At 76.3% G+C, this 24326-nt stretch carries 28 protein-coding genes and 1 pseudogene; 14 read left to right on the top strand and 15 right to left on the bottom strand.

Annotation, left to right across the window (positions count from 1 at the left end; all coding sequences use genetic code 11):
• The 8 genes and pseudogenes from F1641_RS04985 to F1641_RS04950 all read right to left on the bottom strand — a co-directional run.
• A partial coding sequence (locus tag F1641_RS04985; RefSeq protein WP_194903413.1) for an NAD(P)-binding domain-containing protein occupies positions 1 to 852 on the bottom strand: 852 nt, incomplete at its 3' end.
• 65 nt (positions 853 to 917) lie between these two features.
• Complete coding sequence (locus tag F1641_RS04980) at positions 918 to 1205, bottom strand: MSMEG_0570 family nitrogen starvation response protein (protein ID WP_194903237.1); 288 nt, start codon at positions 1203 to 1205, stop codon at positions 918 to 920.
• A pseudogene (locus F1641_RS23710) lies at positions 1198 to 2132 on the bottom strand (carbon-nitrogen hydrolase family protein). Before F1641_RS23710 ends, F1641_RS04980 begins: the two are co-directional and overlap by 8 nt.
• The gene (locus tag F1641_RS04970; protein ID WP_194903236.1) at positions 2132 to 3670 is read right to left on the bottom strand and encodes an MSMEG_0567/sll0787 family protein; all 1539 of its coding nucleotides are present in this window, start codon (positions 3668 to 3670) and stop codon (positions 2132 to 2134) included. Before F1641_RS04970 ends, F1641_RS23710 begins: the two are co-directional and overlap by 1 nt.
• A complete protein-coding gene (locus tag F1641_RS04965) occupies positions 3667 to 4770 on the bottom strand; it encodes an MSMEG_0568 family radical SAM protein (protein ID WP_194903235.1) in 1104 nt (367 codons plus the stop codon). Before F1641_RS04965 ends, F1641_RS04970 begins: the two co-directional genes overlap by 4 nt.
• A gap of 28 nt (positions 4771 to 4798) precedes the next feature.
• A complete protein-coding gene (locus F1641_RS04960; RefSeq protein WP_194903234.1) occupies positions 4799 to 5347 on the bottom strand; it encodes an MSMEG_0572/Sll0783 family nitrogen starvation response protein in 549 nt (182 codons plus the stop codon).
• Positions 5348 to 5405: 58 nt separating this feature from the next.
• Positions 5406 to 6263 carry an amidohydrolase family protein gene (locus F1641_RS04955; protein WP_194903233.1) on the bottom strand — a complete coding sequence of 286 codons (858 nt, stop codon included), beginning with the start codon at positions 6261 to 6263 and terminating at the stop codon, positions 5406 to 5408.
• A 396-nt stretch (positions 6264 to 6659) separates the two neighbouring features.
• Positions 6660 to 8288: a CYTH and CHAD domain-containing protein gene (locus F1641_RS04950; protein ID WP_194903232.1), complete on the bottom strand. Its 1629-nt coding sequence runs from the start codon at positions 8286 to 8288 to the stop codon at positions 6660 to 6662.
• A 75-nt stretch (positions 8289 to 8363) separates the two neighbouring features.
• Here F1641_RS04950 and F1641_RS04945 point away from each other — a divergent pair, with 75 nt between their 5' ends.
• Together F1641_RS04945 and F1641_RS04940 are read left to right on the top strand one after the other, a co-directional pair.
• Positions 8364 to 8936, top strand: a complete 573-nt coding sequence (locus tag F1641_RS04945; RefSeq protein WP_194903231.1) for a GNAT family N-acetyltransferase — start codon at positions 8364 to 8366, stop codon at positions 8934 to 8936.
• Between the two features lie 19 nt (positions 8937 to 8955).
• Positions 8956 to 9519, top strand: a complete 564-nt coding sequence (locus F1641_RS04940; RefSeq protein ID WP_194903230.1) for a GNAT family N-acetyltransferase — start codon at positions 8956 to 8958, stop codon at positions 9517 to 9519.
• A gap of 10 nt (positions 9520 to 9529) precedes the next feature.
• Here F1641_RS04940 and F1641_RS04935 read toward each other — a convergent pair whose 3' ends face one another.
• Complete coding sequence (locus F1641_RS04935) at positions 9530 to 9931, bottom strand: RidA family protein (RefSeq protein ID WP_194903229.1); 402 nt, start codon at positions 9929 to 9931, stop codon at positions 9530 to 9532.
• A 62-nt stretch (positions 9932 to 9993) separates the two neighbouring features.
• On the opposite strand from F1641_RS04935, the gene F1641_RS04930 reads away from it, so the two are divergent.
• From F1641_RS04930 to F1641_RS04910, 5 genes are all read left to right on the top strand, one after another.
• On the top strand, positions 9994 to 10374 hold the full coding sequence (locus tag F1641_RS04930) for a VOC family protein (protein ID WP_194903228.1): 381 nt from the start codon (positions 9994 to 9996) through the stop codon (positions 10372 to 10374).
• On the top strand, positions 10374 to 10760 hold the full coding sequence (locus F1641_RS04925; protein ID WP_194903227.1) for a VOC family protein: 387 nt from the start codon (positions 10374 to 10376) through the stop codon (positions 10758 to 10760). The genes F1641_RS04930 and F1641_RS04925 overlap by 1 nt, the downstream gene beginning before the upstream one ends.
• Before the next feature lie 130 nt (positions 10761 to 10890).
• Entirely contained in the window at positions 10891 to 11868 is a 978-nt protein-coding gene (locus F1641_RS04920; protein WP_194903226.1) for an ATP-dependent DNA ligase, read from the top strand.
• Positions 11869 to 12014: 146 nt separating this feature from the next.
• On the top strand, positions 12015 to 12971 hold the full coding sequence (locus F1641_RS04915) for an aminoglycoside phosphotransferase family protein (RefSeq protein WP_194903225.1): 957 nt from the start codon (positions 12015 to 12017) through the stop codon (positions 12969 to 12971).
• Between the two features lie 29 nt (positions 12972 to 13000).
• Positions 13001 to 14431, top strand: coding sequence for an FAD-binding oxidoreductase (locus F1641_RS04910; protein WP_255514177.1), 1431 nt, complete (start codon positions 13001 to 13003; stop codon positions 14429 to 14431).
• On the opposite strand, the gene F1641_RS04905 is transcribed toward F1641_RS04910, so the two are convergent.
• Both F1641_RS04905 and F1641_RS04900 read right to left on the bottom strand, forming a co-directional pair.
• Complete coding sequence (locus F1641_RS04905; protein ID WP_206690477.1) at positions 14418 to 14657, bottom strand: toxin-antitoxin system YwqK family antitoxin; 240 nt, start codon at positions 14655 to 14657, stop codon at positions 14418 to 14420. The two genes, F1641_RS04910 and F1641_RS04905, sit on opposite strands and share 14 nt — an antisense overlap.
• 37 nt (positions 14658 to 14694) lie before the next feature.
• On the bottom strand, positions 14695 to 15582 hold the full coding sequence (locus tag F1641_RS04900; RefSeq protein ID WP_194903223.1) for a methylated-DNA--[protein]-cysteine S-methyltransferase: 888 nt from the start codon (positions 15580 to 15582) through the stop codon (positions 14695 to 14697).
• A 168-nt stretch (positions 15583 to 15750) separates the two neighbouring features.
• Here F1641_RS04900 and F1641_RS04895 point away from each other — a divergent pair, with 168 nt between their 5' ends.
• Together F1641_RS04895 and F1641_RS04890 are read left to right on the top strand one after the other, a co-directional pair.
• On the top strand, positions 15751 to 16983 hold the full coding sequence (locus tag F1641_RS04895) for an acyltransferase family protein (protein ID WP_194903222.1): 1233 nt from the start codon (positions 15751 to 15753) through the stop codon (positions 16981 to 16983).
• 56 nt (positions 16984 to 17039) lie between these two features.
• Complete coding sequence (locus F1641_RS04890) at positions 17040 to 17420, top strand: VOC family protein (protein WP_255513861.1); 381 nt, start codon at positions 17040 to 17042, stop codon at positions 17418 to 17420.
• A gap of 91 nt (positions 17421 to 17511) precedes the next feature.
• Here the strand turns inward: F1641_RS04890 and F1641_RS04885 are convergent, their stop codons facing one another.
• On the bottom strand, positions 17512 to 17973 hold the full coding sequence (locus F1641_RS04885) for a hypothetical protein (protein WP_194903220.1): 462 nt from the start codon (positions 17971 to 17973) through the stop codon (positions 17512 to 17514).
• Positions 17974 to 18101: 128 nt separating this feature from the next.
• On the opposite strand from F1641_RS04885, the gene F1641_RS04880 reads away from it, so the two are divergent.
• The 3 genes from F1641_RS04880 to F1641_RS04870 are packed head-to-tail and all read left to right on the top strand — an operon-like array spanning position 18102 to position 20086.
• Positions 18102 to 18509 carry a helix-turn-helix transcriptional regulator gene (locus tag F1641_RS04880; RefSeq protein ID WP_309225395.1) on the top strand — a complete coding sequence of 136 codons (408 nt, stop codon included), beginning with the start codon at positions 18102 to 18104 and terminating at the stop codon, positions 18507 to 18509.
• Positions 18510 to 18543: 34 nt separating this feature from the next.
• A complete protein-coding gene (locus F1641_RS04875) occupies positions 18544 to 19110 on the top strand; it encodes a pyridoxamine 5'-phosphate oxidase family protein (protein WP_194903219.1) in 567 nt (188 codons plus the stop codon).
• Positions 19111 to 19159: 49 nt separating this feature from the next.
• Entirely contained in the window at positions 19160 to 20086 is a 927-nt protein-coding gene (locus F1641_RS04870) for an alpha/beta fold hydrolase (RefSeq protein WP_194903218.1), read from the top strand.
• Here F1641_RS04870 and F1641_RS04865 read toward each other — a convergent pair.
• The 3 genes from F1641_RS04865 to F1641_RS04855 form a co-directional block, all read right to left on the bottom strand.
• Complete coding sequence (locus F1641_RS04865) at positions 20083 to 21000, bottom strand: DMT family transporter (protein ID WP_194903217.1); 918 nt, start codon at positions 20998 to 21000, stop codon at positions 20083 to 20085. The two genes, F1641_RS04870 and F1641_RS04865, sit on opposite strands and share 4 nt — an antisense overlap.
• A 134-nt stretch (positions 21001 to 21134) precedes the next feature.
• The gene (locus F1641_RS04860) at positions 21135 to 21590 is read right to left on the bottom strand and encodes a TipAS antibiotic-recognition domain-containing protein (protein WP_194903216.1); all 456 of its coding nucleotides are present in this window, start codon (positions 21588 to 21590) and stop codon (positions 21135 to 21137) included.
• 75 nt (positions 21591 to 21665) lie between these two features.
• The gene (locus tag F1641_RS04855; RefSeq protein WP_206690476.1) at positions 21666 to 21944 is read right to left on the bottom strand and encodes a MerR family transcriptional regulator; all 279 of its coding nucleotides are present in this window, start codon (positions 21942 to 21944) and stop codon (positions 21666 to 21668) included.
• 316 nt (positions 21945 to 22260) lie between these two features.
• Here F1641_RS04855 and F1641_RS04850 point away from each other — a divergent pair, with 316 nt between their 5' ends.
• Positions 22261 to 23634, top strand: a complete 1374-nt coding sequence (locus tag F1641_RS04850) for a potassium transporter TrkG (RefSeq protein WP_206690475.1) — start codon at positions 22261 to 22263, stop codon at positions 23632 to 23634.
• Positions 23627 to 24289 carry a TrkA family potassium uptake protein gene (locus F1641_RS04845; RefSeq protein ID WP_194903215.1) on the top strand — a complete coding sequence of 221 codons (663 nt, stop codon included), beginning with the start codon at positions 23627 to 23629 and terminating at the stop codon, positions 24287 to 24289. The genes F1641_RS04850 and F1641_RS04845 overlap by 8 nt, the downstream gene beginning before the upstream one ends.
• The last annotated feature ends 37 nt before the right edge of the window (positions 24290 to 24326 follow it).

Genomic DNA, 24326 nt, shown 5'->3' with positions numbered 1-24326 from the left:
GACCCACCGGTCGATGTCGTCCTTGATGGACTCCGCGACCGCGTCGGCGGCGTCCAGCGATGCGGCGGTGGTCGGCGCGAAGCGCAGCGACGGTCCGTGCACCGCCGCCAGCCGGCCGTGCAGGTGCATGCCGTCACGCGCGAAGGCCCGCAGGTCGATGTCGCGACCGCCACCACGGCCCGTGACGTAGTGGTTGGTCGACTCCCGCTTGGAGAGGCCGCCGGCGTGCGCCTCGATGCCGACGTCGTAGACGCCCATGTCGTGCAGCCACGCCACGCAGTCACGCCCGCGGTAGCGCCGCGCCACCCGTGGCGCGCTGCCCAGGGCGAGGTGCACCTCTCGGCCGGCGAGGTGGAGGTCCTCCGCGATCTGCGCGCCGGACTGCCCCGACCCGACCACGAGCACCGCTCCCGGCGGCAGGGCCTCCGGCGAGCGGTAGCCGGCCGAGTGCAGCTGGACGACGTCGTCGGGCAGGCGCTGGGAGACCGCGGGCAGCACCGGCTGGTGGTACCCGCCCGTGGCGACGACCACTTGGTCGGCGGTGAGCGCGCCCGCCGTCGTCGCCAGGGAGAAGCCCCCGCCGGGGGCCTCGCGCAGCGCTGTCACCGACACCCCCTCGTGCAGGGGCGCGCCGAACGCCGCGGGGTAGCGGCGCAGCCACGCCACCACCTGGTCGCGGGTCATGAAGCCGTCCGGGTCGTCGCCGTCGTAGCCGTACCCGGGCAGCTGGCACTGCCAGTTGGGCGTGACCAGCGTGAACGCGTCCCACCGGCGGTCGGCCCAGTCGTGGCAGGCGGTCCCGCGCTCCAGGACGACGTGCTCCACGCCCGCCCGCACCAGGTGCCAGCTCATCGACAGCCCCGCCTGTCCCCCGCCGACGACGACGACGGGGACGTGCCGCCCGTCGAGCTGCCCGCTCACAGCGGCGGCTCGATCGACAGCACGCGCACGACGCCGCCGGTGGTGAAGGCCGACGCGCGGGAGCGGACCCCGGCAGCCGTGGCCGCGGCGCTGGTGCACGCCATCCCGTACCGGGCGCGGACCCGCTCGGAGGCCTCGTCCATCGCAGCGGTGACGCGGGCGCTGAAGTCGGCGACGGGGTACTCGCTGCCGACGGCGAGGTGGTCGTGGACCACCAGGCTCGGCGAGTAGCAGGCCTCCGTGCTGCCGTCGGGCCAGCGCACGCGGAACGTCGCCTCAGGCACGACCAGCCCCCGCGCGCTCCCAGACCGGCTCGGGCAGCGGAGCCGGGACGGCCGCCAGGGCGGCGCCGTAGGCGTCCGGGCGCCGGTCGCGCAGGTGGTACATCCCGCCGCGCGCGGCCGCCAGGCCTCCGTCGAGGTCGATGGTGGCCACCGCCGTGCCCGGCCCGGTGCCGGTGTGCGCGAGCACCGCGCCGCCCGGGTCGACGACCTTGGCCGACCCCACGTAGCGCAGCGACCCGAAGGTGCCGGCCTGGTTGGACGCCACCCAGAACAGCTGGTTGTCCAGCGCGCGGGCCCTGTCGAGGAGGTCGAAGCGGTGCGTCCACCGGTCGTCGGCCAGGACGGCGGCGGCCCCGGTGCGCGAGGCCGGCCACGCCGACATGCTCACCACCAGCTGGGCGCCGTCGAGCGCCAGCGCGCGGGCCGCCTCGGGGAAGGCCTTGTCGTAGCAGATCTGCATCCCGATCCGCCCGACCGGCGTCTCGAAGGCGCCGAAGCCGCTGCCCGCGGCGTAGGCCAGGTGCTCCCCGAGGGCTGGTGCACCTTCCGGTAGGCGCCCAGCACCGCGTCGCCGGTGAGGCACACGGCGGTGTTGTAGCGCGCCCCCTCGTCGTCGCGGGCGTCGTCCGCGCCGGCGAGCTCGCACAGGCCGACGCAGAGGACGAGGTCACCCGCGATCGCGCGCAGCCGCGCGACCTCCGGGCCGTCCAGGCGCAGCGCGGGCGGCTGCGAGCGCGCGGGCCGGGTGGGGTCGGCCACGTCGCCGTGGGAGCCGAGCGCGGACAGGTAGCCGCCGACCGCCGCCTCGGGCAGGGCGAGCAGGCCGGCGCCTCGCTCGCGCGCGTCGTCGACCAGCCGCTCGACCTGGGCGAAGCAGGCGTCGAGGTCTCGGGTGAAGCCGGCGGAGACCGCCGCGACGGTGAGCATCAGGGGTTCACCTCCAGGTGGGGAGCTGCTGGGTCCGGCTGGGCCGCGGGACCGAGACCCGTGGCCCGCCCCCCGGGGGTGGTGCCGGGGGTGGTCTCGCCGTCGGGCCAGCGCAGGAGCACGCCGGGGGCGCCGGCGCGGGCGTCCACGAGCTCGCCGCAGCGCTCGAGGCGGAAGCCGTCCACGGCCAGCAGCTCCGGGGCTGCGGCGGCGAGGTCGCGGGCGGGGTCGTCGGTGAGCAGGAAGCCGGTGCCGGGGAAGCAGGTGAGCCAGTCCCCTGCGCCCGCCGCGGTGGGTCGCGGCACGGCGGCGACGTCGAGCACGGCGCCGGTCCCGCTGGCCTCGGCGAGCATCGCCAGGGTGCCGACCACGCCGGCCATCGAGACGTCCTTGGCGGCCGCGGGACGGGTCCGCCCCACGACCCCGGTGAGGGCGCGGAGCTCCTCGGGCGTCCGGGAGGTGGTGGAGTCCCACTGCCGGCCGGCGTGGCCCCGGCGCCAGCCGCCGGCGGTGTCGACGGCCAGCCAGACCGCGTGACCGGGCCGGCCACCGCCGCCGGGGACGGGGTCGAGCCCGCCCGGTACCCGGCCGAGCGCCGTCGCCGACAGCGCCGCCGGCACGCCGAGCTGCGTGTGCCCGCCGAGGAGCGGCACCCCGTACGCCTCGCAGGCAGCCCGCAGGCCCGAGAGCACCCGGGCCGCGAATGACGCGTCGCGGGCGCCCACGGCGTCGAGCAGCCCCACGGGGACGGCGCCCATCGCCGCGACGTCGTTGACGTTGACCAGGGCGGCGCACCAGCCCGCCCACTCCGGGTCGCGCTCGACCATGGACGGGACGACGGCGTCGCACGCGGCCACGAGGTCGCTGCCGGGGACGGGCGCGGAGTCGTCACCGAGGTGAGCCCCACCGCTCAAGAGCCCCGCCAGCAGCCCGCCCAGCGGAGCCTTGGTGGCCTCCAGCAGGGTCGCGGTCCTGCCGATGGGCCAGCGCACCAGGACGTGAGGCACGGCCTCGGCCCCCGGGACGACGACGTCGCGCACGCGCTCCCAGCCGAGGCGCCGGAACATCGGCTCGGCGGAGTCCTGGACGGTCGCGTCGAAGCGCAGCGCCCCGGCCGCCTCGGCGTGCGCGCACGCGGCCCGCACCAGGGCGGGGCCGATGCGTGACGCACGGGCTCCGCGGGCCACCGCCAGGCGCGACCCGGCCCACCAGCCGACGTCCACCCCACCGGTGAGGTGCTGGCCGGCGGGCGCGAGGCGCACCCCGCCCAGCACCCGTCCCGGCGAGCCGTCCCGGGAGGGCTCGCGAGCGACGAGGACCACGGTGCGCCCGTCGTGGTCGAGCGCGTCCTCCTCGGCGGCCCTGGCGCCGAAGAGGCCCTGCTCGGCCACGAACACCTCGCGCCGGAGCGCCCGGTGGGCGGCGACACCCGCGGCGTCGGCCACCTCGATGCACCACGACGGCGCCTCGGCGCGCACCGGGAGGGGCACCGCGCCCAGGAGCACGCCGCCGACGTCGGTGCTGCCGGCGAGGCTCATGCGCCGGCCGCCTGCAGCGCGCTGCACGCCCCGCACGCCGCGCAGCCGGCCTTCTGACCGCTGCTGAGCATGCCGCGGGAGCGCAGGTCGGCGGCCACGCGGGCCGTGACGTCGGCGAGCACCTCGGGGGCGGGCGGCCGAGCGCCGTCGACGTCCACCGCGAGCGTCCCGGCGATCGGCCGGAACGGGACGACGAAGGGGTAGACCCCCATCGCCGCCAGCTCGGCGGCGCCCGCGACGAGCTCGTCGCGGTCCTCCCCCAGCCCGAGGATCAGGTACGTGGAGACCTGGTTGCGGCCGAAGAGGCGCACGCCCTCGGCCCACGCCTCGCGGTAGCGCTCGAGCGACACGGTGGCCTTGCCGGGCATCCAGCGGCGGCGCACGTCGTCGTCGAGGGACTCGACGTGGATGCCCAGGGAGTCAGCGCCGGCGTCACGCAGCTCGGCGAGCGCGCCCAGGTCCTCCGGGGGCTCGACCTGCACCTGGACGGGCAGGCCCGGGACCGCCTCCTTGACCGCCCGGACGCAGCGCGCGACGTGGCGGGCGCCGCGGTCGCGCCCGTTGGAGGTGCCCGTGGTCATGACCACCTGCCGCACGCCGTCGAGCCGGACGGCGGCCTCGGCCACCTCCGCCAGCTGCTCGGGACGCTTGACGGCGGTCGTCGCCCCGGCCCGCAGCGACTCCTCGATGGAGCAGAACCTGCAGCGCTGGTCCTCGGCGTACCGGATGCACGTCTGCACCACCGTGGTGGCCAGGACGTCAGCGCCGTGCAGGCGGGCCAGCTGGTCGTAGCGGACGCCGTCCGCCGTCACCAGGTCGTAGAAGCGGGGCCGGGCGACGGCCTCGGCCTCCAGGCCGGTGTCGACCCACACCTCTTCCGCGTCACCCGTCCCCGGGTCGCCGCAGCCGGCGGAGCGCAGCAGCCGGCCGTCGCGCACCAGGTAGGGGCTCGTCGGGTCGATCGGCAGTGCCGCGCCCCGCCCGCCGAGGCGGAGGTGGCCGTCGTCGCTCGGCCCCGCTCCGCCCCGGCGGTTCACCGGCACGCCGGTGGCGGTCCGCACGCCGCGGATGGCGACGGCGACCCTGGTGTCCAGGCTCATCGCTGGCGTCCCCCCTGGAGCCGCCGGCTCAGACCATGTACGTGCTGTTGATGATCGCGCCCTTGCTGGCGTAGTGGATGAGCGCGTCCTGCACGTCGAGCGGGTGGCAGGGGATGACGCCGGCGATGAGGTCCTCCTCGCGCAGCCCGTGCAGCGACAGGCCGAAGCGGCAGCAGTAGACGGTGCCGCCCTCGGCGATGAAGGTCTCCAGGCTGTTGTTGATGTTGTGCTCGCCGGGGAAGGCGGAGTCGCCCGTGGTGGGGAAGCCGCGGGTGGCCATGCAGTTCATGGAGCCGGGGCCGTAGAAGTACAGGACGGAGTCGAAGCCCTTCCGCAGCGCGCGGGTGGCCTGGAGGATCGCCACGAAGCTCACCGACGACTCGTGCGCGATGCCGTGGACGAGCGTGAGGTAGCTCTGGCCGGGCTCGGCCTGGTAGTCCGGGAAGATCTTGGTGGAGCCGTAGAGGCTGCTGCCCTTCTCCAGCGAGGGGTGCTGGATCTCGTTCTTCGACTTCTCGGCAGCCTCCGCGATGGCGGCGGCGGTCTCGTCGGACGTGGCGGCAGCGGTGGTGGTCATCTCGGGCTCCTCCTGGTGGGTGCGGGTGGGGTGGACGAGGTGGGTCGGTGGTGGTCGCTCAGCCGTAGAGGGCTGCGGCGTTCTCGGTGAGCCACAGGCGGGCCAGCTCGCCGTCGCCGGCGGCGGCGCGCAGCCGCGCCAGCTCTCCGGCGGCATCCCCCCAGGGCTCGTCGGAGGCGTAGAGCACGCGGTCGTGGCCGACTCCGCGGCGCTGCACCTCGGCGGCCAGCCAGCGCGGCGCGAAGCCGATGGCCCAGGAGGTGTCGGTGTAGACGCGCTTGCCGGCCTCGACCCAGTCGAAGAAGCGCGAGCCGATGAGCTTGATGTGCCCGCTCATGCCGCCGCCCAGGTGGACGAGGTGGATGGCGACGTCGTCGCCGTAGCGCTCCACCAGCTCACCGACCTCGTCGACGTCGGAGGCGGCACCCGGGCTCGTGTGCACGTGGACGACGAGCCCGTGCTCCCGCGCGGTGCCGAAGACGGCGTCGAGCTGCGGGCGGCACGCCTCGTCGCTGGCGCGCCCGCCCAGGAGGAACGACGTCTTCAGCGCGACGACGCCGCTCTCCCCCGCGAGCGCCAGGGCCGCGGCCGTGAGCTCGGCGTCCTGCGGCCGGGGTGAGACCCACAGGCCGGCGCGGACCCGGTCGTCGCGGTCGGCGGCCTCGAGCACGAGCTCGTTGAGCGCGAAGGAGGCGCTGACGTCGGGGACGCCGTAGTTGGGGATGACGAGGGCGCGCTCGACGCCCTCCTCGTCCAGCGAGCGCAGCAGCGCGTCGACGTCGGCGACGGCGGCCGTGTCGGGGTTGACCGGTGGCCCCCCGTAGAACGGGTGGGCGGGCAGCACGCCGAGGTGGCGGTGGGCGTCGTGGACGCCGCTCCCCACGCCCCGGCGTCCGCCGCCGTCCCCTGCTGCCATGCCGGGGAGTCAACGAGCGGGGTGTTTCCGCCTGGTCACATCCGTGGCAACCGAGGGTTGCCAGGTGCTCACCTCGATCGACACCTCCGCCGCGCCAGAGGCACGAACCGCAACCAGGCGCTCGACTGCGATTCCGGAGGGGTCACGAACCGCAACCAGGCGCTCGGCTGCGGTCCAGGAGGGGTCACGAACCGCAACCAGGCGCTCGACTGCGACTCCGGAGGGGTCACGAACCGCAACCAGGCGCTCGACTGCGATTCCGGAGGGGTCAGGAACCGCAACCAGGCGCTCGACTGCGATTCCGGAGGGGTCAGGAACCGCAACCAGGCGCTCGGCTGCGATTCCGGAGGGGTCAGGAACCGCAACCAGGCGCTCGACTGCGATTCCGGAGCCGGGTCAGCCGAGCCAGGAGCGGTGAGCCCCGTGGGAGACCTCGGGCCAGATGTCCAGCAGGTCGGCGCGCAGCACGCGCACCTCGGCGCGCTGGGCGGCGTGCAGCGACCCGAGCGCGAAGCCCACCTTCGCCGCCGCGGCCGCGCTGCGCGGCAGGTGCAGCGCACGGCTGCGGTCGGTCGCGAGGTGGTTGAGCACGTCAGCCGCGACGGCGGCGTCCTGGTGCTGCCCCAGCACCTCGGTGACCCGCTCGACCTGCTTGGCGAACCTCTTGGCCGGCTTGCCGAGCGCCGGCGCCACCGCCTCGGCGGCGTAGCGGACGCGCTTGGCGGTCTTGCGGGCGTCGTGCCAGGAGTCGTCGTCGCCGGCCATCCGCAGCGCTGACACCTCGCGGGCCAGCTTCTTCCACGCCCTGCGCACCAGCGGGGGCAGCACCTCGCGGCACTCCCCCTCCGCGGCGGGGGTGGTGGGCGGCGCGGTGGCGGCGTCGACCAGCCGGTCGAGGAGCGCCGCGTACCGCTCGCTGCCCAGGGCCGCGCGCGCCACGGCCTCGCCGTCGCGGTGCTGCTCGGCGAGGTGCTCGCGCAGCAGGCGCGTCGCGTCCCCCGCGTCGACCTCGGCCGGCAGCCCCTCCAGCGCCACGGCCAGGCGCTCGGCGAGCACCTCCCCGTCGCGGGCGGCCCCCAGCTCACCGGCGAGCCAGGCGAGCTCGCCGCGCAGGTCGTCGGCCCAGGCCTGGTCGAGCAGGGGGCGGAAGACGCGCAGCCCGCTGCGCAGGCGGCGCGCGGCGACGCGCATCTGGTGGACGGCGTCGTCCTCGCCGCGGCGCACGCCGAGGTCGTGGCGGCGCAGCGCCCGGACCTGCTCGGCGGTGTAGGCGCGCACGAGCTCGGCCGCGGTCGAGCGCGGCCCGACCTCGCCGGGCTCGGGGACGTCGGACAGCGCCGTCGCCGGGTCACCGAGAGCGCGCCTGGCCTTGGAGACCTGCGCGCCGAGCACCGCGCCGCCGGCCACGAGGGCGTCGGAGACGGCGTCGAGGTCGGCCTCGTCGCCGTCGTCGAGCAGCTCGACCTCGAGCTCGCGGAAGCGCCCGGGCACCACGCCCCGCGAGCCCTCGCCGGCGCCGGAGGGGACGGCGACCTCGACGTCGTCGAGCGCCGCCTCGGCGAGGGCGCGGCCCTCGGCGTCGCGCAGCACCCGCACCTCGCGGTGGGTGCGCAGCTCGGCGACCGGGCCGAGCGGCGAGACGCGCACGAGCGCCGTCACCAGGGCGGTCAGCGCCCTCGGCGCGGTCGGGTGGGCGCCCTCGGCGGCCTCGCCCCCGTCGGCGAGCGGCACGGACAGCTCGTCGCGGTCGGTGCTGGAGCCGACGGGCAGCTTGAGGTGCCACCCGTCGTCGGCGCCGCCCTCGCGACGGCGCAGGGTCACGCCCTCGCGGGCCAGGCGCAGGTCGGCGGTGTCGTAGTAGACGGCGACCATGTCGTGGGCGACGACCTCGTCGACGGCGGCCACGCGACCGGCTCCGACGAGGTCGGGGAGGGTCGCGTCCTCCCCGAGGGAGAACTTCCGCTCCGACTCCCGCGAGGTGGACACCCCGCCGGTCGCTGAGCCCTCCGACGACTTCCTGGCCATGCTCCAGACCGTAGTGATGATCACCGACGACGGCTCGCCGAGACGGCCGCCGACGCACCTGCCACGGTGGGGCGCGTGCCCGACCTCCCCCCGGCCCCCGTGCTCGACGCGGGCGGCGGCGTCGTCCTGCGCCCCGTGCGCGCCGACGACCCAGCGGAGCTCGCGGCGGTGGTCGAGCAGCACCGAGACCCGCAGGTGCAGCGCTTCACCTGGATCCCGGAGACCTACGAGCTGGTCAACGCAGAGGCCTTCCTCGCGAACGCCGAGCGCGGCTGGCGCGAGGGCGACCTGGCCACGCTCGTCGTCGACGTCGACGGCGCCTACCGCGGCACGGTCGACCTGCGGCCGGAGGACGGCGCGTGGGCCGAGCTGGGGTTCGGGCTGCACCCTGCGGCGCGGGGCCGCGGCGTCGCCACGCGGGCGGTGACCGCCCTGCTCGCCTGGGGCTTCGACGCCCTCGGGCTGGCGGGGGTCACGTGGCGGGCCGACGTCGAGAACACCGCCTCGCTGCGGGTGGCCCAGCGGTGCGGCTTCACCGTCGAGGGGCGGGTGCGCGGGCTGCTCCTGCACCGGGGCGAGCGCGTCGACGGGGTCATCGCGACGCTGCTGGCGAGCGACCTCCGCGGACCGGTGGATCACGCGGGCTGAGTCCTGTCACCGTTGCTCGGTGACCGCTGACCCGCCACCGCGACCTCCGCTCCCGCCCCGCCCGGTGCTGGATGCCGGGGGCGGCGTGCTGCTGCGCGAGCACCGCCCCGAGGACGCCGAGGCGGTGTTCGAGCAGTGCAACGACCCCGACATGCAGCGCTGGACCACCGTCCCGGTGCCCTACGAGCGCCACCACGTGGAGGGCTTCTTCACCCACCTCGCGGCGGGCTGGGACGACGGCTCGCTGGCGGGCTTCGCCATCGAGGCCGACGGCCGGTTCGCCGGCACCGTCGACCTGCGCCTCGGCGAGGCCGGGTGGGCCGAGGTGGGCTTCGGTCTCCACCCGGCGGCGCGCGGTCGCGGCGTCATGACGCGCGCCGTGAGCACCCTGCTCGACTGGGGCTTCACCGAGCTCGACCTCGTCGGGGTGCACTGGCGCGCCGTCGTCGGCAACCACGCGTCGCGGCGGGTCGCCGAGAAGTGCGGGTTCCGCGTCGAGGGCGAGGTGCGCGGCCTGCTCGTGGCCCGCGGGCAGCGCGACGACGGCTGGATCGGCTCCCTGCTGGCCACCGACCCGCGCTGAGGTCCGCTCGTCAGGGGGTGGGGACGACGGCGTCGGCCTCGACCTCCACGAGCAGCGCGGGGTCGATGAGGGCGCTGACCTCGACCATCGACGTGGCGGGGCGGATGGCGCCGAACACCTCGCCGTGGGCGCGCCCGACCTCCTCCCAGCGGGAGATGTCGGTGACGAAGAGGCGGGTGCGGACGACGTCGGCCAGGGAGGCGCCCGCCTCCTCCAGCGCGGCGGCGACGCGCCGCAGCGCCTCCCTGGTCTGCTCGGCGGGGTCGTCGGGGCCGACGACCCCGCCGCCGGGCAGGGACGCGGTGGTGCCCGCGACGCTCACCCACGGGCCCACGCGCTCCGCCCGGGAGCAGCCGACGACCTCCTCCCACACCGCACCGGAGGAGACCAGCTGCCGCTCGCTCGACGTCATGGCGGCATCTCAGCAGGTGATCGGCGAGCCGCTGTCAGGGGTCGGGTCCACGATGCGGTGGCATGCGAACGCCTCGACTGTCCATCGCCTTCGACGCCGCCGACATCGCCGCCGAGAGCCGCTTCTGGGCCGACCTCCTCGACGGCGAGGTGGTCCGCGCCGACGACGACTGGCACACCGTGCAGTTCCCGAGCGGGTCCGGCGTGCCCGACATCTGCGTGCAGCGGGCACCCGGCCACGTCGCCCCCACCTGGCCCGACCCGGCCGTCCCCCAGCAGGTGCACCTCGACGTGGACGTGGAGGACGTCCGCGCCGCGGAGCAGGAGGCCCTCGCCAAGGGCGCGAGGCTGGTGGAGGAGACGGTCGACCTCGACGCCGACGAGGGCTTCCGGGTCTACGCGAGCCCCGCGGGCCACCCGTTCTGCCTCTGCTGGGGCCAGTGATGCGCCCGCGGAACCGCCTGGTCGTCCTCGACGCGGCCGACGTCGCCGCCGAGAGCCGCTTCTGGGCCGACCTCCTGGAGGGCGAGGTGGTGGTCCCGTCGTGGTCGGACGGCCGCTGGCACAGCGTGCACGTCGACGGTCAGCCGGTGGTGGGCGTGCAGCTCTCCCCCGACCACGTCCCGCCGACCTGGCCCGACCCGGCGGTGCGCCAGCAGGTGCACCTCGACCTGGAGGTCGACGACCCCCGCGCCGCCGAGGCGGAGGCGCTCAGCAAGGGCGCCCGCCTGCTGCTGGCGGCCCACGACCTGGAGGCCGCCGAGGGCTTCCGCGCCTACGCGGACCCCGCTGGCCACCCCTTCTGCCTCACCTGGGGCGAGCAGGCCTGAGGGTGCTCCCGGGCCGACGCCGTAGGACGGCGCCGGGCCGCGCCACGTGATCTCCTCGCCCGTCAGCTGCAGGTCCACCCGGGCGACGCCAGGGGCGGCGAGCCGCCTCGGACACCCCTAGCGTCGGGGGATGGCCCGAGCAGACGCCGGTGGCGCCGAGGTGGTGGAGGGCGTCGAGCTGAAGAACCTCGACGCCGAGCTGTTCGAGGGCGCCGGCGCCACCAAGCGCGACCTCGTCGAGCACGTGCGGGCGCTCGCCGGGCCGCTGGTCGCCGAGCTGCACGGACGCCCCCTGACGGTGACGCGCGTGCGGCCGGGGCAGCGCCCCTTCGTGCAGAAGAACCTGCCCGAGTCGGCTCCGGGGTGGATCGCCACGAAGGACGTGTGGGCCGAGGCCTCGCACCGCACGGTCCGGTACCCGCTCGCCGACGACGCCCGCACCCTCGTCTGGCTGGCCGGCCAGCGCGCCGTCGAGCTCCACCCGACCGTCCTGGACGGTGACGGCGCCGTGACGCACCTCGTGCTGGACCTCGACCCGCCCGCCGAGGCCCCCTTCTCCGCCGTCGTCGCCGCGGCCCGCCTCGTGGAGCGCGCCCTCGGCGAGGCGGGGCTGGCCGGCGCCGTCAAGACGAGCGGGGCGAAGGGGCTGCACGTGGTGGTCCCGGTGCGCGACGTCGCGGCCGACGACGCCGCGGCCGCCACCCGCGCGCTCGCGGCCCGCGCCGAGCGGCTCGACCCCGAGGCCGCCACCACGGCGTTCCTGCTGGCCGACCGCGGCGGACGCGTCTTCCTGGACCCGACGCGCGCCGGCGGTGGGAGCCTGGCGTGCTGCTACAGCCCCCGGGTGCGCCCGGGCACACCCGTGTCGTTCCCGGTCCCGTGGGACGCGCTCGACGACGTCGTCCCGACGGACGTCACCGTGCACAACGCCGCACGGCTCGCCGGGCAGGCGGCCCCGACCAGCGGCGACCCCTGGCGCGACGCGCTCCCGGCGGCCCAGGTGGTTCCCCGGGTGCTGCTCGACGAGGGCCACGCGATCCCCGTGCCCCGGGTCGCCGCGATGCACGAGGGCAAGCGCCGCGCCCGCGAGCGCCGCGCGCCGGCGTGACGGCTCGTGCACCGGTGTTCCCGGAGTCCATGATCACGGACCGGAAGTGCGCCGGAGGTCCATGATCACGAGGAGGTGGGGCCGGTGGGTGAGCAGGTGGTGAACTCCGTTGCCCCGGGGCCGCAGAGCCGCCAGGGTGGGTCCCGATGCCCTCGCCGCTGCTCCACCGCGACCAGGTCCCCACCGACTCCCCCCTCGTCAGCGCGCTCCTCGCCGAGCAGCACCCCCAGCTCGCGGGCTGCGCCGTCGTCCCCGTCACCTCCTCGGGCACCGACCACGACGTCTACCGGCTCCCGGGAGCGGGCGGCGCCGGTGGCCCTGACGGGCCGGGGCTCGCGGTGCGGCTGCCGAAGATCGCGTGGGCCGAGGGACAGGCCGCCCTGGAGGCGCGCTGGCTCCCGTCGCTGGCGGCGCGGCTGCCCCTGGCCGTGCCCCGCGTGGTGGCCGCGGGCCGTCCGGGGTGCGGGTACCCGTTCGCCTGGTCGGTGGTGACCTGGCTGCCCGGCCGACAGGCCGACCCGGCGCTCGACGACGGCGAGCGCACCGCCACCGACCTGGCCCGCCTGGTCCGCGCGCTGCGCGAGCTGCCGCCGGCGCTCAGCCGCCTCGGGGGCCCGCCGGTGCGCGAGGCCGGGCGGCGGGGCGGCCCGCTGGAGGCCCTGGACGAGCAGGTGCGGACGGCGGTCTCCGAGCTCGGCGACAGGGTCCACGCGCGCGCGGTGCTGCGCTGCTGGGACCGGGCCCGCGAGGCCGCTCCGCACGCCGGGCCGCCGGTGTGGGCGCACGGCGACCTCCTGCCCGGCAACCTCCTGGTGGGCGGTGACGGGGCTGCAGCAGGTGGTGCGCTCAGCGGCGTCATCGACTGGGGCTCCCTGGGGCTGGCCGACCCGGCCGTCGACCTCCTGCCCGCCTGGAACCTCCTCACCGGTGCGGCGAGGGCGCGGTTCCGCGATGAGCTCGGGGTGGACGACGACGCGTGGGAGCGCGGACGCGGCACGGCCGTGCACCAGGCGGTGCAGGCCCTCCCCTACTACTGGGACACGAACCCGCCGATGGTCGCCCAGGCCCTGCGCGCGCTGGCGGGCGCGGTGCACGACAGCTGACCGCAGCGACTGGCAGTGTCGGGCCCGTGATGGTCGACGACGTCCACTCCGCCCTCAACGCCACCGAGGTGCTCGAGGTCCTCCGGCCGCGCGACGCCGAGGGCGTCGCCGCGGCCCTGGCCCGGGCCCGCGCCGAGGGACTGCGCCTCACCGCGGCCGGGGGGCGCCACGCGATGGGCGGCCAGCAGTTCGCCTCCGGAGGGCTGCTGCTGGACACCAGCGGCCTCGACGCCGTCGGCCCGGTCGACCGCGAGCGCGGGCTGGTCGAGGTGGGCGCCGGGGTGCAGTGGCCCGAGCTGGTCGCGGCGCTCGGCGCGCAGCAGCAGCGCGGCGACGGGCCCGCCTGGGGGATCCGGCAGAAGCAGACCGGGGCCGACGGGTTCAGCGTCGGGGGCTCGGCCTCGGTGAACGCCCACGGACGGGGGCTGGCGATGGCGCCCCTGGCCGCCGACGTGGAGTCGCTGCGCGTGGTGCTCCCGGACGGCCGGCTCGTGGACGCGAGCCGCACCCGCGAGCCCCAGCTCTTCCGGGCCGTGCTGGGCGGGTACGGGCTGTTCGGCGTGGTGGTCTCGTTGGTGCTCCGCCTGGCGCCTCGGCAGGTGATGCAGCGCGACGTCGAGCTCTCCAGCACCACCGAGCTCGCCCGGCGCGTGGACGAGCGGATCGCGGCCGGCTACCTCTACGGCGACCTCCAGCCGGACATCGACCCGGCGTCACCGGGCTTCCTCCGCGACGGGGTCTTCTCCTGCTACCGGCCCGTCGACGGACCGGCCGGCGGGTCGGCCGGCGGCTTCGAGACCGTGCCCGAGGGCCAGCAGCGCCTCTCGCGGGAGGACTGGTCGGAGCTGATCGCCCTCGCGCACGCTGACAAGGCGCGCGGCTACGCCCAGTACGTGCGCCACTACCTGGCGACCTCGGGCCAGCGGTACTGGTCCGACACCCACCAGCTCGCCGACTACGTCGACGGGTACCACCTCCGCCTGGACGCCCTGCGCGGTGGCCCGCGCGCCAGCGAGGTGATCGGCGAGCTCTACGTGCCGCCCGAGCGCCTCGCGGACTTCTGCGCGGCGGTGGCCGACGACGTCCGCGCGCACGGGGTCGACGTCGTGTACGCCACCGTGCGCTTCGTCGAGCAGGACGTCGACACCGCGCTGCCCTGGGCGCGCCACCGCTCCGCGTGCCTGGTGCTGAACATCCACACCGAGCACACCCCCGACGGCCTCACGAGCAGCGAGGCGGCCTTCCAGCGGCTCATCGACCTGGCGCTGGAGCGGGGCGGCAGCTACTTCCTGACCTACCACCGGTGGGCGCGCCCCGACCAGCTGCTGCGGGCCCACCCCGGCCTGCCCGCCCTGGTGGAGCGCCAGCGCGCCCTGGACCCCGACGGCGTCCTGCACAGCGACTGGTACCGGGAGCACGTGCTGCCCGCCGTGGCAGCAGCGGGCGTCAGCGGCGGGTGACCCTGTGGACCTCGCCGCGCCGGTCGTAGGTGGTCCACTCCCCCACCGGCTCGCCGCCCGTGAAGTGCCCCGAGCGCAGGCGGGTGCCGTCCAGGCGGTACCACTCCCAGTAGCCCTCGGGCTGCCCGTCGAGCACGGTGCCGCGGGCCCGCACCGAGCCGTCGCGGTGGTGCTCGACGTGCACGCCGTCGTCACCGAACTGCTCGGCCCCGATCTGCCCCGCCACACCGCCCCCTCACCGCTGCCGCCTCCCGGCCGGAGCGTCAGCCGCGCTCCGCGTCGAGCAGCGCGCGCTTGACCTCCAGGCCCCACCGGAAGCCTCCCAGGCCCCCGTCGGAGCGGACCACCCGGTGGCAGGGCGTCACGAGCGCGGCGGGGTTGCGGGCGCACGCCGTCCCGACGGCGCGGACCGCTCCGGGGCTGCCGACCTCGGCGGCGACCTCGGCGTAGCTGCGCGTCTGACCAGCGGGGATGCGCCGCAGCGCCGCCCACACCGCCGCCTGGAACGCGGTGCCGCGCACGTCGACCGGCAGCACCGGCCCGGCGGAGCCCCGCGCGAGGGCCCGGACGGCGCCGAGGACGTCGGTGAGCGCGTCGTCCTCGCGGGCCAGCTGCGCCAGCGGCAGCTCGCCGGCGACCTCCGCGAGGAGCGCCTCGACGTCGGACCCCAGCCGGACGGCGACGACGCCCGCGAGGGAGGCCACCACGAGCAGCTGCAGGTCCTCACCGGCCAGCGAGCACGGGCCGGCCGTCCACAGCAGGCGCTCCCCGCGACCGCCGCCGGCCCACGCCGACGGGGTCATGCCGAGCCGGGCGGCACCCTGCTCGTAGAAGGCGCGCACCGAGCCGTACCCGGTGGCGAACGCCGCGTCGAGCACGGTGTCCCGGGTCTCCGCGAGCGCCGGGCCCAGCCGGGCCGCGCGCAGGGCCTCGCCGTAGGCGCGCGGGGTGGTCCCCGTGACCTCGGCGAACCGGCGGTGCAGCTGCCGGGTGCTCCAGCCGGCCGCGGCGGCGAGCTGCTCGGGCGGGAGGGGGCCGCCGGCGTCGTCCATCGCGCGGCAGGCGGCGAGCACGCGCTCGCGCCCGTCCGCGGGGGTCGCGGGCGGGGACGGCGGGGCGGGGGTCGTCGCGCGCAGCATCTCGACGGGCATGCTGCGACGGTAGGAGCGCCGCGGTCCACCGGGCACTCCGCTGAGCGCCACCCGTCCGGGTGCCGGGCGGCCGGTGACACCCGCGCGGGGGTCACGACTCGGCACCAGATCCGACCGGACGGTCGGGATCGGGCGCCCTGGACGAGCGCCCTCACGTACGGTCGAACGGTGACGAGCCGGCCCAGCAGCCCGGCCGCCGGAGCTCCGTCGGCCCCACCCGCGACACCCCGCGGGCCGGCGGCGAGCACCCGTCTCCACGGCCTCGACGCCCTGCGCGCGGTGGCCCTGGGCCTCGGGGTCGTGCTCCACACGCTGTCGCCGTTCCTGCCCGGGAGCACGCTCGTCGACGTCACCCCGCTGGAGAGCGGCACGGCAGAGAGCACCGTCCTGGTGATCCACCTGTTCCGGATGGTGCTGTTCATGGCGCTCGCCGGGTACTTCGGCCGGCTGGTCCTCGTGCGCCGCGGCGCCGCCTCGTACGTCCGCGACCGGGCCGTGCGGATCCTCCTGCCGCTGGCGGCGCTCTCCCCCGTCGTCCTCGTGGCGATCATCGGGGTCGAGCACTACGCGGCCTGGCTGCGCGGCGAGGCCGGCAGCGTCCCGCCGCTGCCGAGCGGGGTGCCGTACTGGCTGTTCCTCGACCCGGCGCACCTGTGGTTCCTGTGGGTGCTGGTGCAGGTCATCGTCGTCGTCCTGATGGGGCGGGCCCTGCTGCTCGCGACGGCGGGCGCGGAGCGCCTCGCGCGGTGGGGCGCGGCCGCCGGGGGTGTGCTCTCGGCCCGCGGCGGGGTGCTCCTGGCCGCCGTCCCGTACCTGGCGGCGCTGCTGCTGCAGGGGACGGCGCGGCACGGCGTGCACCAGCCGCCGGACCTGCTGCCCGACGTGGTGCCGCTGATGACCTACCTCGGAGCGTTCCTCGTGGGGTGGTTCCTGCACGCCCGCTCCGACGCGCTCGCCCGCCTCACCGCGCAGTGGCGGGGGCACCTGGTGCTCGCCGTCGTCGTCAGCGCCGCGGCGGTGGCGCTGGAGCGCACGACCAGCTGGGAGACGACGCCCCTGTTCGTGCACGCACCGCTCGTGGCGCTGGCGGGCTGGGCGTGGGTGCTCGGGCTCGTGGGGCTGTTCCTGCAGCTGCTCCCCCGCGAGTCGCCGGCGGTGCGCTACCTCGCCGACTCCGCGTACTGGGTCTACATCGCGCACCTGCCGCTCACCGCCGTGGTGCAGCTGACGCTGGCGCACCTGGCGTGGGCGCCCCTGCTGCAGCTGCTCGTCGCCTGGGCCGTCAGCGGCGTGGTGCTGCTCCTCAGCTACGACCTGCTCGTGCGCGGCACGTGGGTGGGCCGCTGGCTGAACGGGCGCCGGTACCGCCCCCTGCTGGGCGCCTCGCTCGGGGCGCGCTGAGCCCGAAGGGCCGGCCGCGGCCGATGAGTCCTCCCGCCCGACGGGGTCGTCGCGGCATGGGACTCACCACCGGCATCTTCAGCACCTCCGTGGAGGTCACCGACCTCGACCGCGCGCTGGCCTTCTACCGCGACGTGCTCGGCTGCGAGGTCCGCTTCGACAGCGTGCTGTGGCCGGGCGCCCGCCTGGTCGAGGTCGCACCCCCGGGCAGCGAGGTGCTCGTCGCGCTCGTGACGCGCGCGAGCGGCCTGCCGATCGGGGTCCGCTACTGGACCGACAGCGCCGACGCCGCCCACGCCGGCCTCCTCGCCGCCGGTGTCGAGCCCCACTCGGAGGTGCTGCACCTGGAGGGGGCGCCGCCGATGTTCACCTTCTCCGACCCCGACGGGAACACGGTCATCGTGCTGGAGGGCCCGCCCGCCGACCCGGCGTCCTGAACCGCCCGAGCCGACCGAGACGGTCTGTGCAGATCTTGGCGATCGGTGGTTCATCACGGCCTCTTCGACCCACCGATCGCCAAGATCTGCGTCAACGACCGAGCCAGCGCCCGGGCCGCCTCCGCCCGCGCAGGCGCAGCGGCCGCTGCCACAGCAGCTCCTCCGGGGTGACGTGCGTCAGGTGCAGGTAGACGCCCGCGGCCGCCCACGCGACCTCCTGGTCGGGCACGAGCGCCTCCGCCTCGGGGACGGCGAGGCCCCGCCCGCGGCCCCAGGCCGCGCCGTCAGCGGTGTGGTCGGCGGAGTACCCCAGGCCGGGCACCTCGGTGCGGGCCAGCTCCAGCAGCGCCGAGGCGATCCCGCGCCGGCGGTGCTCGGGCGCGGTGTGGACGAGGTCGACGTCGTCCTCGAAGGCGAGGAACGCCACGGGGACGCCGAGCGCGCCGTCCGCCCCGCGGCGGCGCTCGAAGACGGCGAGGAGCCGGCACGTGGTGAGGTCGCGGGCGTCGACCTCGGCGACGAGGAGCCCGCGGCGAGACCCGCCCAGCAGCACGCGACCACGGTCCCACCGGAGGCGCTGATCCGGGAGGTGGTCGCGGAGTTCACCGGCGGTGAACACCGCTGGACCGCGGTGCGGGTCGAGGGGTGTGCTGTCGGGATGCAGACCCCCGCAGGCCCCCGGTGAGCCCTCGGACCGCGACCAGCGGGCTGCGCCTGGTCCGCGAGGAGCCCGCGGAGCGGCCCGTCCTGCGGGAGGTGCTCGGGGCCCGGCTGCGGAGGGCGCGGCTCGCCCAGGGGCGGAGCCTGCGCGAGGTCGCGGGTGGCGCACGGGTGTCGACGGGCCACCTGTCGCAGGTGGAGCGGGGTCTGGCGGAGGCCTCCTCGGAGGTGCTGCGGGCCCTGTGCCAGGCGCTGGGGCTGCCGATGTCGGCCCTGCTGCGGGCCGTCGCGGCGGACCTCGCCGTCCTGGACCTCGCCTCCGCGCCGTCCGCCGTGTCCGCGCCGTCCGCGGTGCCCGCGCCGGCCGCGCTGGCGGTGCTGGACGCGACGGTCCCGGCCTCCACGGCCGTCCAGGCGCGCGCCGCCTGACCACCCGGCGCCCCAGCGGGTGCACGATGGCCGCATGGCGAAGATCTACGACGGCATCAGCGACGAGCTCGCCGCCTGGATGGTGGAGCAGCCGGTCTTCTTCGTCGGCAGCGCGCCGCTCGCGGCGGACGGCCACGTCAACGTCTCGCCGAAGGGGATGGCGGGCACCTTCGCCGTCGTCGACGAGCGCACGGTGGCCTACCTCGACTACAGCGGCTCCGGCGCCGAGACCATCGCCCACCTGCGCGAGAACGGCCGCGTGGTGCTGATGTTCTGCGCGTTCTCCGGCCGGCCGACGATCGTGCGCCTGCACGGCCGCGGGCGCGTCGTCCTCGCCGGCGACCCCGGCTTCGCCGAGGTGCGGGCCCTGTTCCCCAAGGAGCGCGAGGTGGGGCAGCGGTCGGTGGTGGTCGTCGACGTCGACAGGGTCGCCGACGCGTGCGGCTTCGCCGTCCCGCTCATGGACTTCCGCGGCGACCGCGACGTGCTCGACGCCTCCCAGAGCCGCCGCGACGACGCGCACTTCGAGGAGTACTGGCGCACCCGCAACGCCGAGAGCATCGACGGGCTCCCCGCGGTGACGCTCCCACCCCGCGGCTGACCCACCAGCGCCACCGATGAGTCGCGGCGCTGCAGCCGGTCAGCCCGGCATGAGCACCCGCTGGAGCACCCGCACCCTCGACGTCCCCGGCGCCAGGCTCCACCTCGAGGTGTCCGAGGTGTCCGAGCCGGCCTCCGCGGACGGCGCTGTCCCGCCCCTGGCGCTCGTCGGCCACCCGATGGGCGCCGGCGACTTCCGCGACCTCGCCGAGCACCTCACCCGCGACCGGACGGTGCTGCTGCACGACCCCCGCGGCTTCGGCGCGAGCCCCCTGGACGACCCGACCGACGACGCCGACCCGGACCGCCTGGCCGACGACCTCGTCGCCCTCCTCGACGCCGCGGTCCCGGGGCAGCGCGTCGACGTCCTCGGGAGCAGCGGCGGGGCGGTGACCGCGCTCGCCCTCGCGGCGCGCCACCCCGAGCGGGTGCGCGTCGTCGTCGCCCACGAGCCGCCGCTGACCAGCGCGCTGCCCGGGCCCGACGCCGCCGCCGCGCGGCGCGGCTCCGAGCGCGTCGTGGCGCTCCTGCACGAGCAGGGGGTGTGGGCGGCGATGGGCGCGTTCCTGGCCCTCGCCGGCTTCGGAGCGGCAGGCGACGGCCACGACGGAGCAGAGGACGGGGCGCAGGACGGTGCGCAGGACGGTGCGCAGGACGACGGCGACGGCCAGCACGTCCCGCCCCCGGAGCAGGTGGCGGCGCTGGAGCGCATGATCGCCCACGGGCTGCTCACCGTCTGCGGGTACGCGCTCGACGTCCCGGGGCTGCGCGCGGCGCAGGACTCGGGCGTGCGGCTCGTGCTCGCCGCCGGGGAGGCCTCCGACGGGCAGCTCGCGCGGCGCTGCGCCGAGGCGGTCGCGGGGCGGCTCGGCCTTCCCACGACGCTCTTCCCCGGCGACCACGCCCCCTGGGTGGTGGCGATGGGTGACGACCCCGCGCCGTTCGCCGCTCGGGTGCGCGAGGTGCTGGGGCGCTAGACCGCAGCGGGTGCGGTCTCGGGGGTGGCGCGCCGGCGGGGCGGCGCCGTCGCCAGGACCGACCCGGCCAGCACCAGCGCCGCCCCGACCGCCGTCCACCCGGTGAGCCGCTCGCCCAGCACCACGGCCCCGGCGACCACCGCGACCAGGGGGTTCACGTACACCACCGTGGTGGTGCGGACCGGCCCGACGGCGCTCACCAGCGCTCCGAAGAGCAGGAACGCGCCCGCCGTGCAGACCACCCCGAGGACGACCACGGCGACCACCACCGAGGCGGACGGGAGCTGCGCCGGGAGCCCGGGTCCGAGGAGCACCACGGGCAGGTAGACCAGCGCCGCCAGGGCCAGGGAGCACGCCATCACGCCGACGCTCGGGACGTCGTGCAGGCGCGCCCCCAGCACCCAGGCGCCGACGGCGTAGCAGACCACCACGACGGCCATCTCCAGCACGGCCACCGGGTCGGCCGCGGTCAGCGAGACGCCCACCAGCGCCGCCACCCCGAGCGTGCCCACGCCCAGGCCGAGCGCCCCGCGGGCGCCGAGGGGGCGGTGCGGGGAGCTGTCGAGGCCGGCGCGGCGCGCCGCGGCACCCACCAGCAGCCCGACCAGCGGCACGGCGGCGATGAGCAGGGCCGTGGTGGAGCTGGGCAGCGACCGCTCGGCGCGGGCCAGCAGCAGCCAGGGCACGAGCACCTCGGTGGCGGTGTAGGCCAGCAGCGCCGGCCAGCGGCGCAGGGCGGCCAGCACCTCGCGGCGGGCGAGCGCCAGCGGCACCAGGAGCAGCGCACCAAGGGCGGTGCGCGCGAGCACCAGCACGGACGGCTGCAGCTCCGTGACGGCGATCGCGATGAAGAGGTACGGCACGCCCCAGGCGATCCCGAGGCCGGCGAAGAGCAGGGCGGAGCGGCGGTTCACGAGCGCATCACAGCGACATCCTCGGCGTCCGGGCGCTCCGCTCCGCGCCGTCCCGCGCCGTCGGGACCCGTGCGCCGGAAGGTCGGCAGGATCTCGACGGCGCGGTGGCAGGACCCGCGCCCGGCGTCGGGGCGTCAGCTCGTGCAGCCCTCCTCGACGCCGTGGCGCGCCGCGTTGGCGTGGGCGGCGTCACGGACGTACTGCGCGAGCCCGGGGGCGACGGCCTCGTAGGTGGCCGTGAAGCGCGCGTCGTCGACGTAGAGCTGGCTGACCGACCGGTGCATGGCGTGCGACATGTCGTAGAAGCGCTCGCACACGTGGAGCCGGTGGCGCTCCGCGACGTCCATCGCGCCAGCGCCGTCCGCCGGCTCCCCCGCGGCGAGGAGCGCGGCGAAGTCGGCGTTGAGCGCGTCGGCCTCGGCCTTCACCTCCTGCCAGTCGGCCTTCGTGTACCGGGCCGTGCGCTCCTGCGACTGCGTCCACTGGGGCGTCTCGCCCCAGCGCTGCTCCGCCTCGGCGGCGTACTCCTCGCTGAAGGAGTCGCCGAACAGCTCGCGCTGCTCCTCCGGCGTCAGCTGGGTCCCGCTCACGTGCACCTCCAGTGCTCTGTCGATCGCTGCGAGGAGGGCGGTGTCCTCCTGCAGCCGGGCCGTGACCGCGTCGCGCTAACGCCGCAGGTGCTCGAGCTGCCCCGAGCCGTCGGCCGCCAGCAGGTCCGCCACCTCCTCCAGGGAGAACCCCAGCCGGCGGTAGACCACGACGGTCCGCAGGCGCTCGACGTCGTCGGGCGCGTACAGGCGGTACCCGGCGGCGCTGCGCCCGGAGGGCCGGACGAGGCCGACGGCGTCGTAGTGGTGCAGCGCCCTGACGCTGACGCCCGTCGCCTCGGCGACGCGCCCCACGGTCAGGTGGTCACCGGGCTGGTCCCCGTGCTGTTCGGTCACGAGGACCACCGTGGTGCCTCACGCCGCGTCAGGGTCAAGCCCGCAGCGCCAGCGGCACCGACCACGGGGTTCCGGGCACCGATCACGGGGTTCCGGGAGCGCCTGCTGGGGCGGTGCCTCCGCGGGCCCGTGATCGCCGCAGCAGCCACCCATCCCCCGCGACGATCACGCACCTCAGCGCCACATCGACGGTCGCAGCAGACCGGAGGCGGCGCTCAGGTGCGTGATCGTCGCGGGGAAGGGGCGGACGGCGGGGCGGCGGGTCGCCCGGGAGGACGACGCCGAGGGACCGGGGGCTCTGGCAGTGTGGGCGCCCGTGCCCGACAGCCCGGCCCGCAACGCCACCCGCCGCGGTGCCCCGCACCCCGGCCGGGTGATCGCGGGGGGCTTCGCGGCGGCGATCGCGGTCGGCACGCTCCTGCTGTCCGTGCCGTGGGCGCACACCGACGGGCGCTCCGACGTCGTCGTCGCCGTCTTCACCGCGACGTCGGCGGTGTCGGTGACGGGCCTGTCCATCGTCGACACGGGCAGCTCGTGGACCACCTACGGCCACGTGGTGCTCATGCTGCTGGTGCAGCTGGGCGGCCTGGGCATCACCACGGCGGCGACCCTGATCGCCCTGGTGCTCTCCCGCCGGCTGGGGCTGCGCGCGCGGCTGGTGGCGCAGGCCGAGTCGCGCTCGCTGAGCGCCGGCGACGTCCGCACGGTGGTCCGCACGGTGTTCCTCTTCAGCATCGCCAGCGAGGCCGTCGTCGCCGTCCTGCTGTGGCTGAAGTGGGCGCTGCTCGACGGCGAGCCGGTGCTGCGCACCGCCTGGCGCGCGGTCTTCTACGCGGTGATGTCGTTCAACAACGCCGGGTTCTCGCTGTCGAGCGACAGCCTGGTCCGCTACGCCGAGGACCCGGCCACCCTGCTCGTCATCTGCGCGGCCACGCTGCTGGGCGGCCTGGGCTTCCCGGTGGTGTTCGAGCTGGCCCGCGGCGGGTTCCGCAACGGGGGCTGGCGCCACCCCCGCTCGTGGTCGGTGCTGACGCGCATCACCGTGACCGTGACGTTCTGGCTGCTGGCGGTGGGCACGGCGCTGCTCGCCGTCTTCGAGGTCCCCAATCCCGGCACCCTGGGCGGGCTCGGCATCGGCGACGAGGTGATGGGGGCGTTCACGATGGCCGTGATGGCGGGCAGCGCCGGCTTCAACGCCGTCGACATCAGCCAGCTGACGCCCGAGGGGATGCTCGTCACCGACGTCCTCATGTTCATCGGCGGCGGCTCGGCGAGCACCGCCGGCGGCATCAAGGTCACCACCTTCGGCCTGCTGGCCGCGGTGCTGTGGGCCGAGCTGCGCGGCGACGAGGACGTCGAGGTCGGACGGCGGCGCGTGCCCGCGGCCACCCAGCGCCAGGCCCTGGCCGTGGCCCTGCTGGGCATCGGCATCGTGGCGGTCGGCACGCTGGCGCTGCACGCCACCACCGACCAGCCCACCGACGTCGTCCTCTTCGAGGCCGTGTCGGCGTTCGGCACGGTGGGCCTGTCCAGCGGGGTGACGGCCGACCTGCCGACCCCGGCGCACATCGTCATCGTGGTCCTCATGTACATCGGCCGCATCGGGCCGGTCACCCTGGCGTCGGCGCTCGCCCTGCGCGAGCGCGCGAAGCTCCACCACCTCCCCGAGGAGCGGATGATCGTTGGCTAGTCGCAGAGACCCCGTCGCCGTCCTGGGCCTGGGCCGCTTCGGCTCCGCCCTCGCCCTGGAGCTGCACCGCGGGGGCACCGAGGTGATCGGCGTGGACGCCCGCGCCGACGTCGTCCAGTCGCTGTCGGGCGTGCTGCCGCAGGTGGTGACCTCCGACACCACCAACCCCGAGGCGCTGCGCGAGATCGGCATCCAGGACTTCCCCCGCGCCGTCGTGGGCATCGGGACGCACCTGGAGGCGAGCATCATCACGACGGCGGTGCTCGTCGACCTCGAGGTGCCCACGATCTGGGCGAAGGCGCTGTCCGACCAGCACGCCACGATCCTGCGGCGGGTCGGCGCCCACCACGTGGTGCTCCCCGAGCAGCAGATGGGCGAGCGCGTGGCCCACCTGGTCGCGGGGCGCATGCAGGACTGGGTCGAGCTGGGCCCCCAGTGGGTGCTGGCCAAGACCAAGCCGCCGCGCGACCTCGTGGGCATCCCCCTCGGGGAGTCCAAGCTGCGCAGCAGGCACAAGGTGACGGTCGTGTCGGTGAAGCCCGAGGGCTCCGGCCAGTACACGCACGCCGGGTACGACACGGTGCTGAGCTACGGCTCGGTCATCGTCATCGCCGGCAAGCCGTCCGACGTGGAGCGCTTCGTCGAGCTCGACTGAGGGGGCGCACCGGGCCGTTGGCCAGAACCCGGTACCG

The organism is Quadrisphaera sp. INWT6, assembly GCF_015390235.1.
Classification (GTDB): Bacteria; Actinomycetota; Actinomycetes; order Actinomycetales; family Quadrisphaeraceae; genus Quadrisphaera.
The sequence above is the reverse complement of the archived record's forward strand: the minus strand, read 5'-3'. Positions and strand labels throughout refer to the sequence as shown.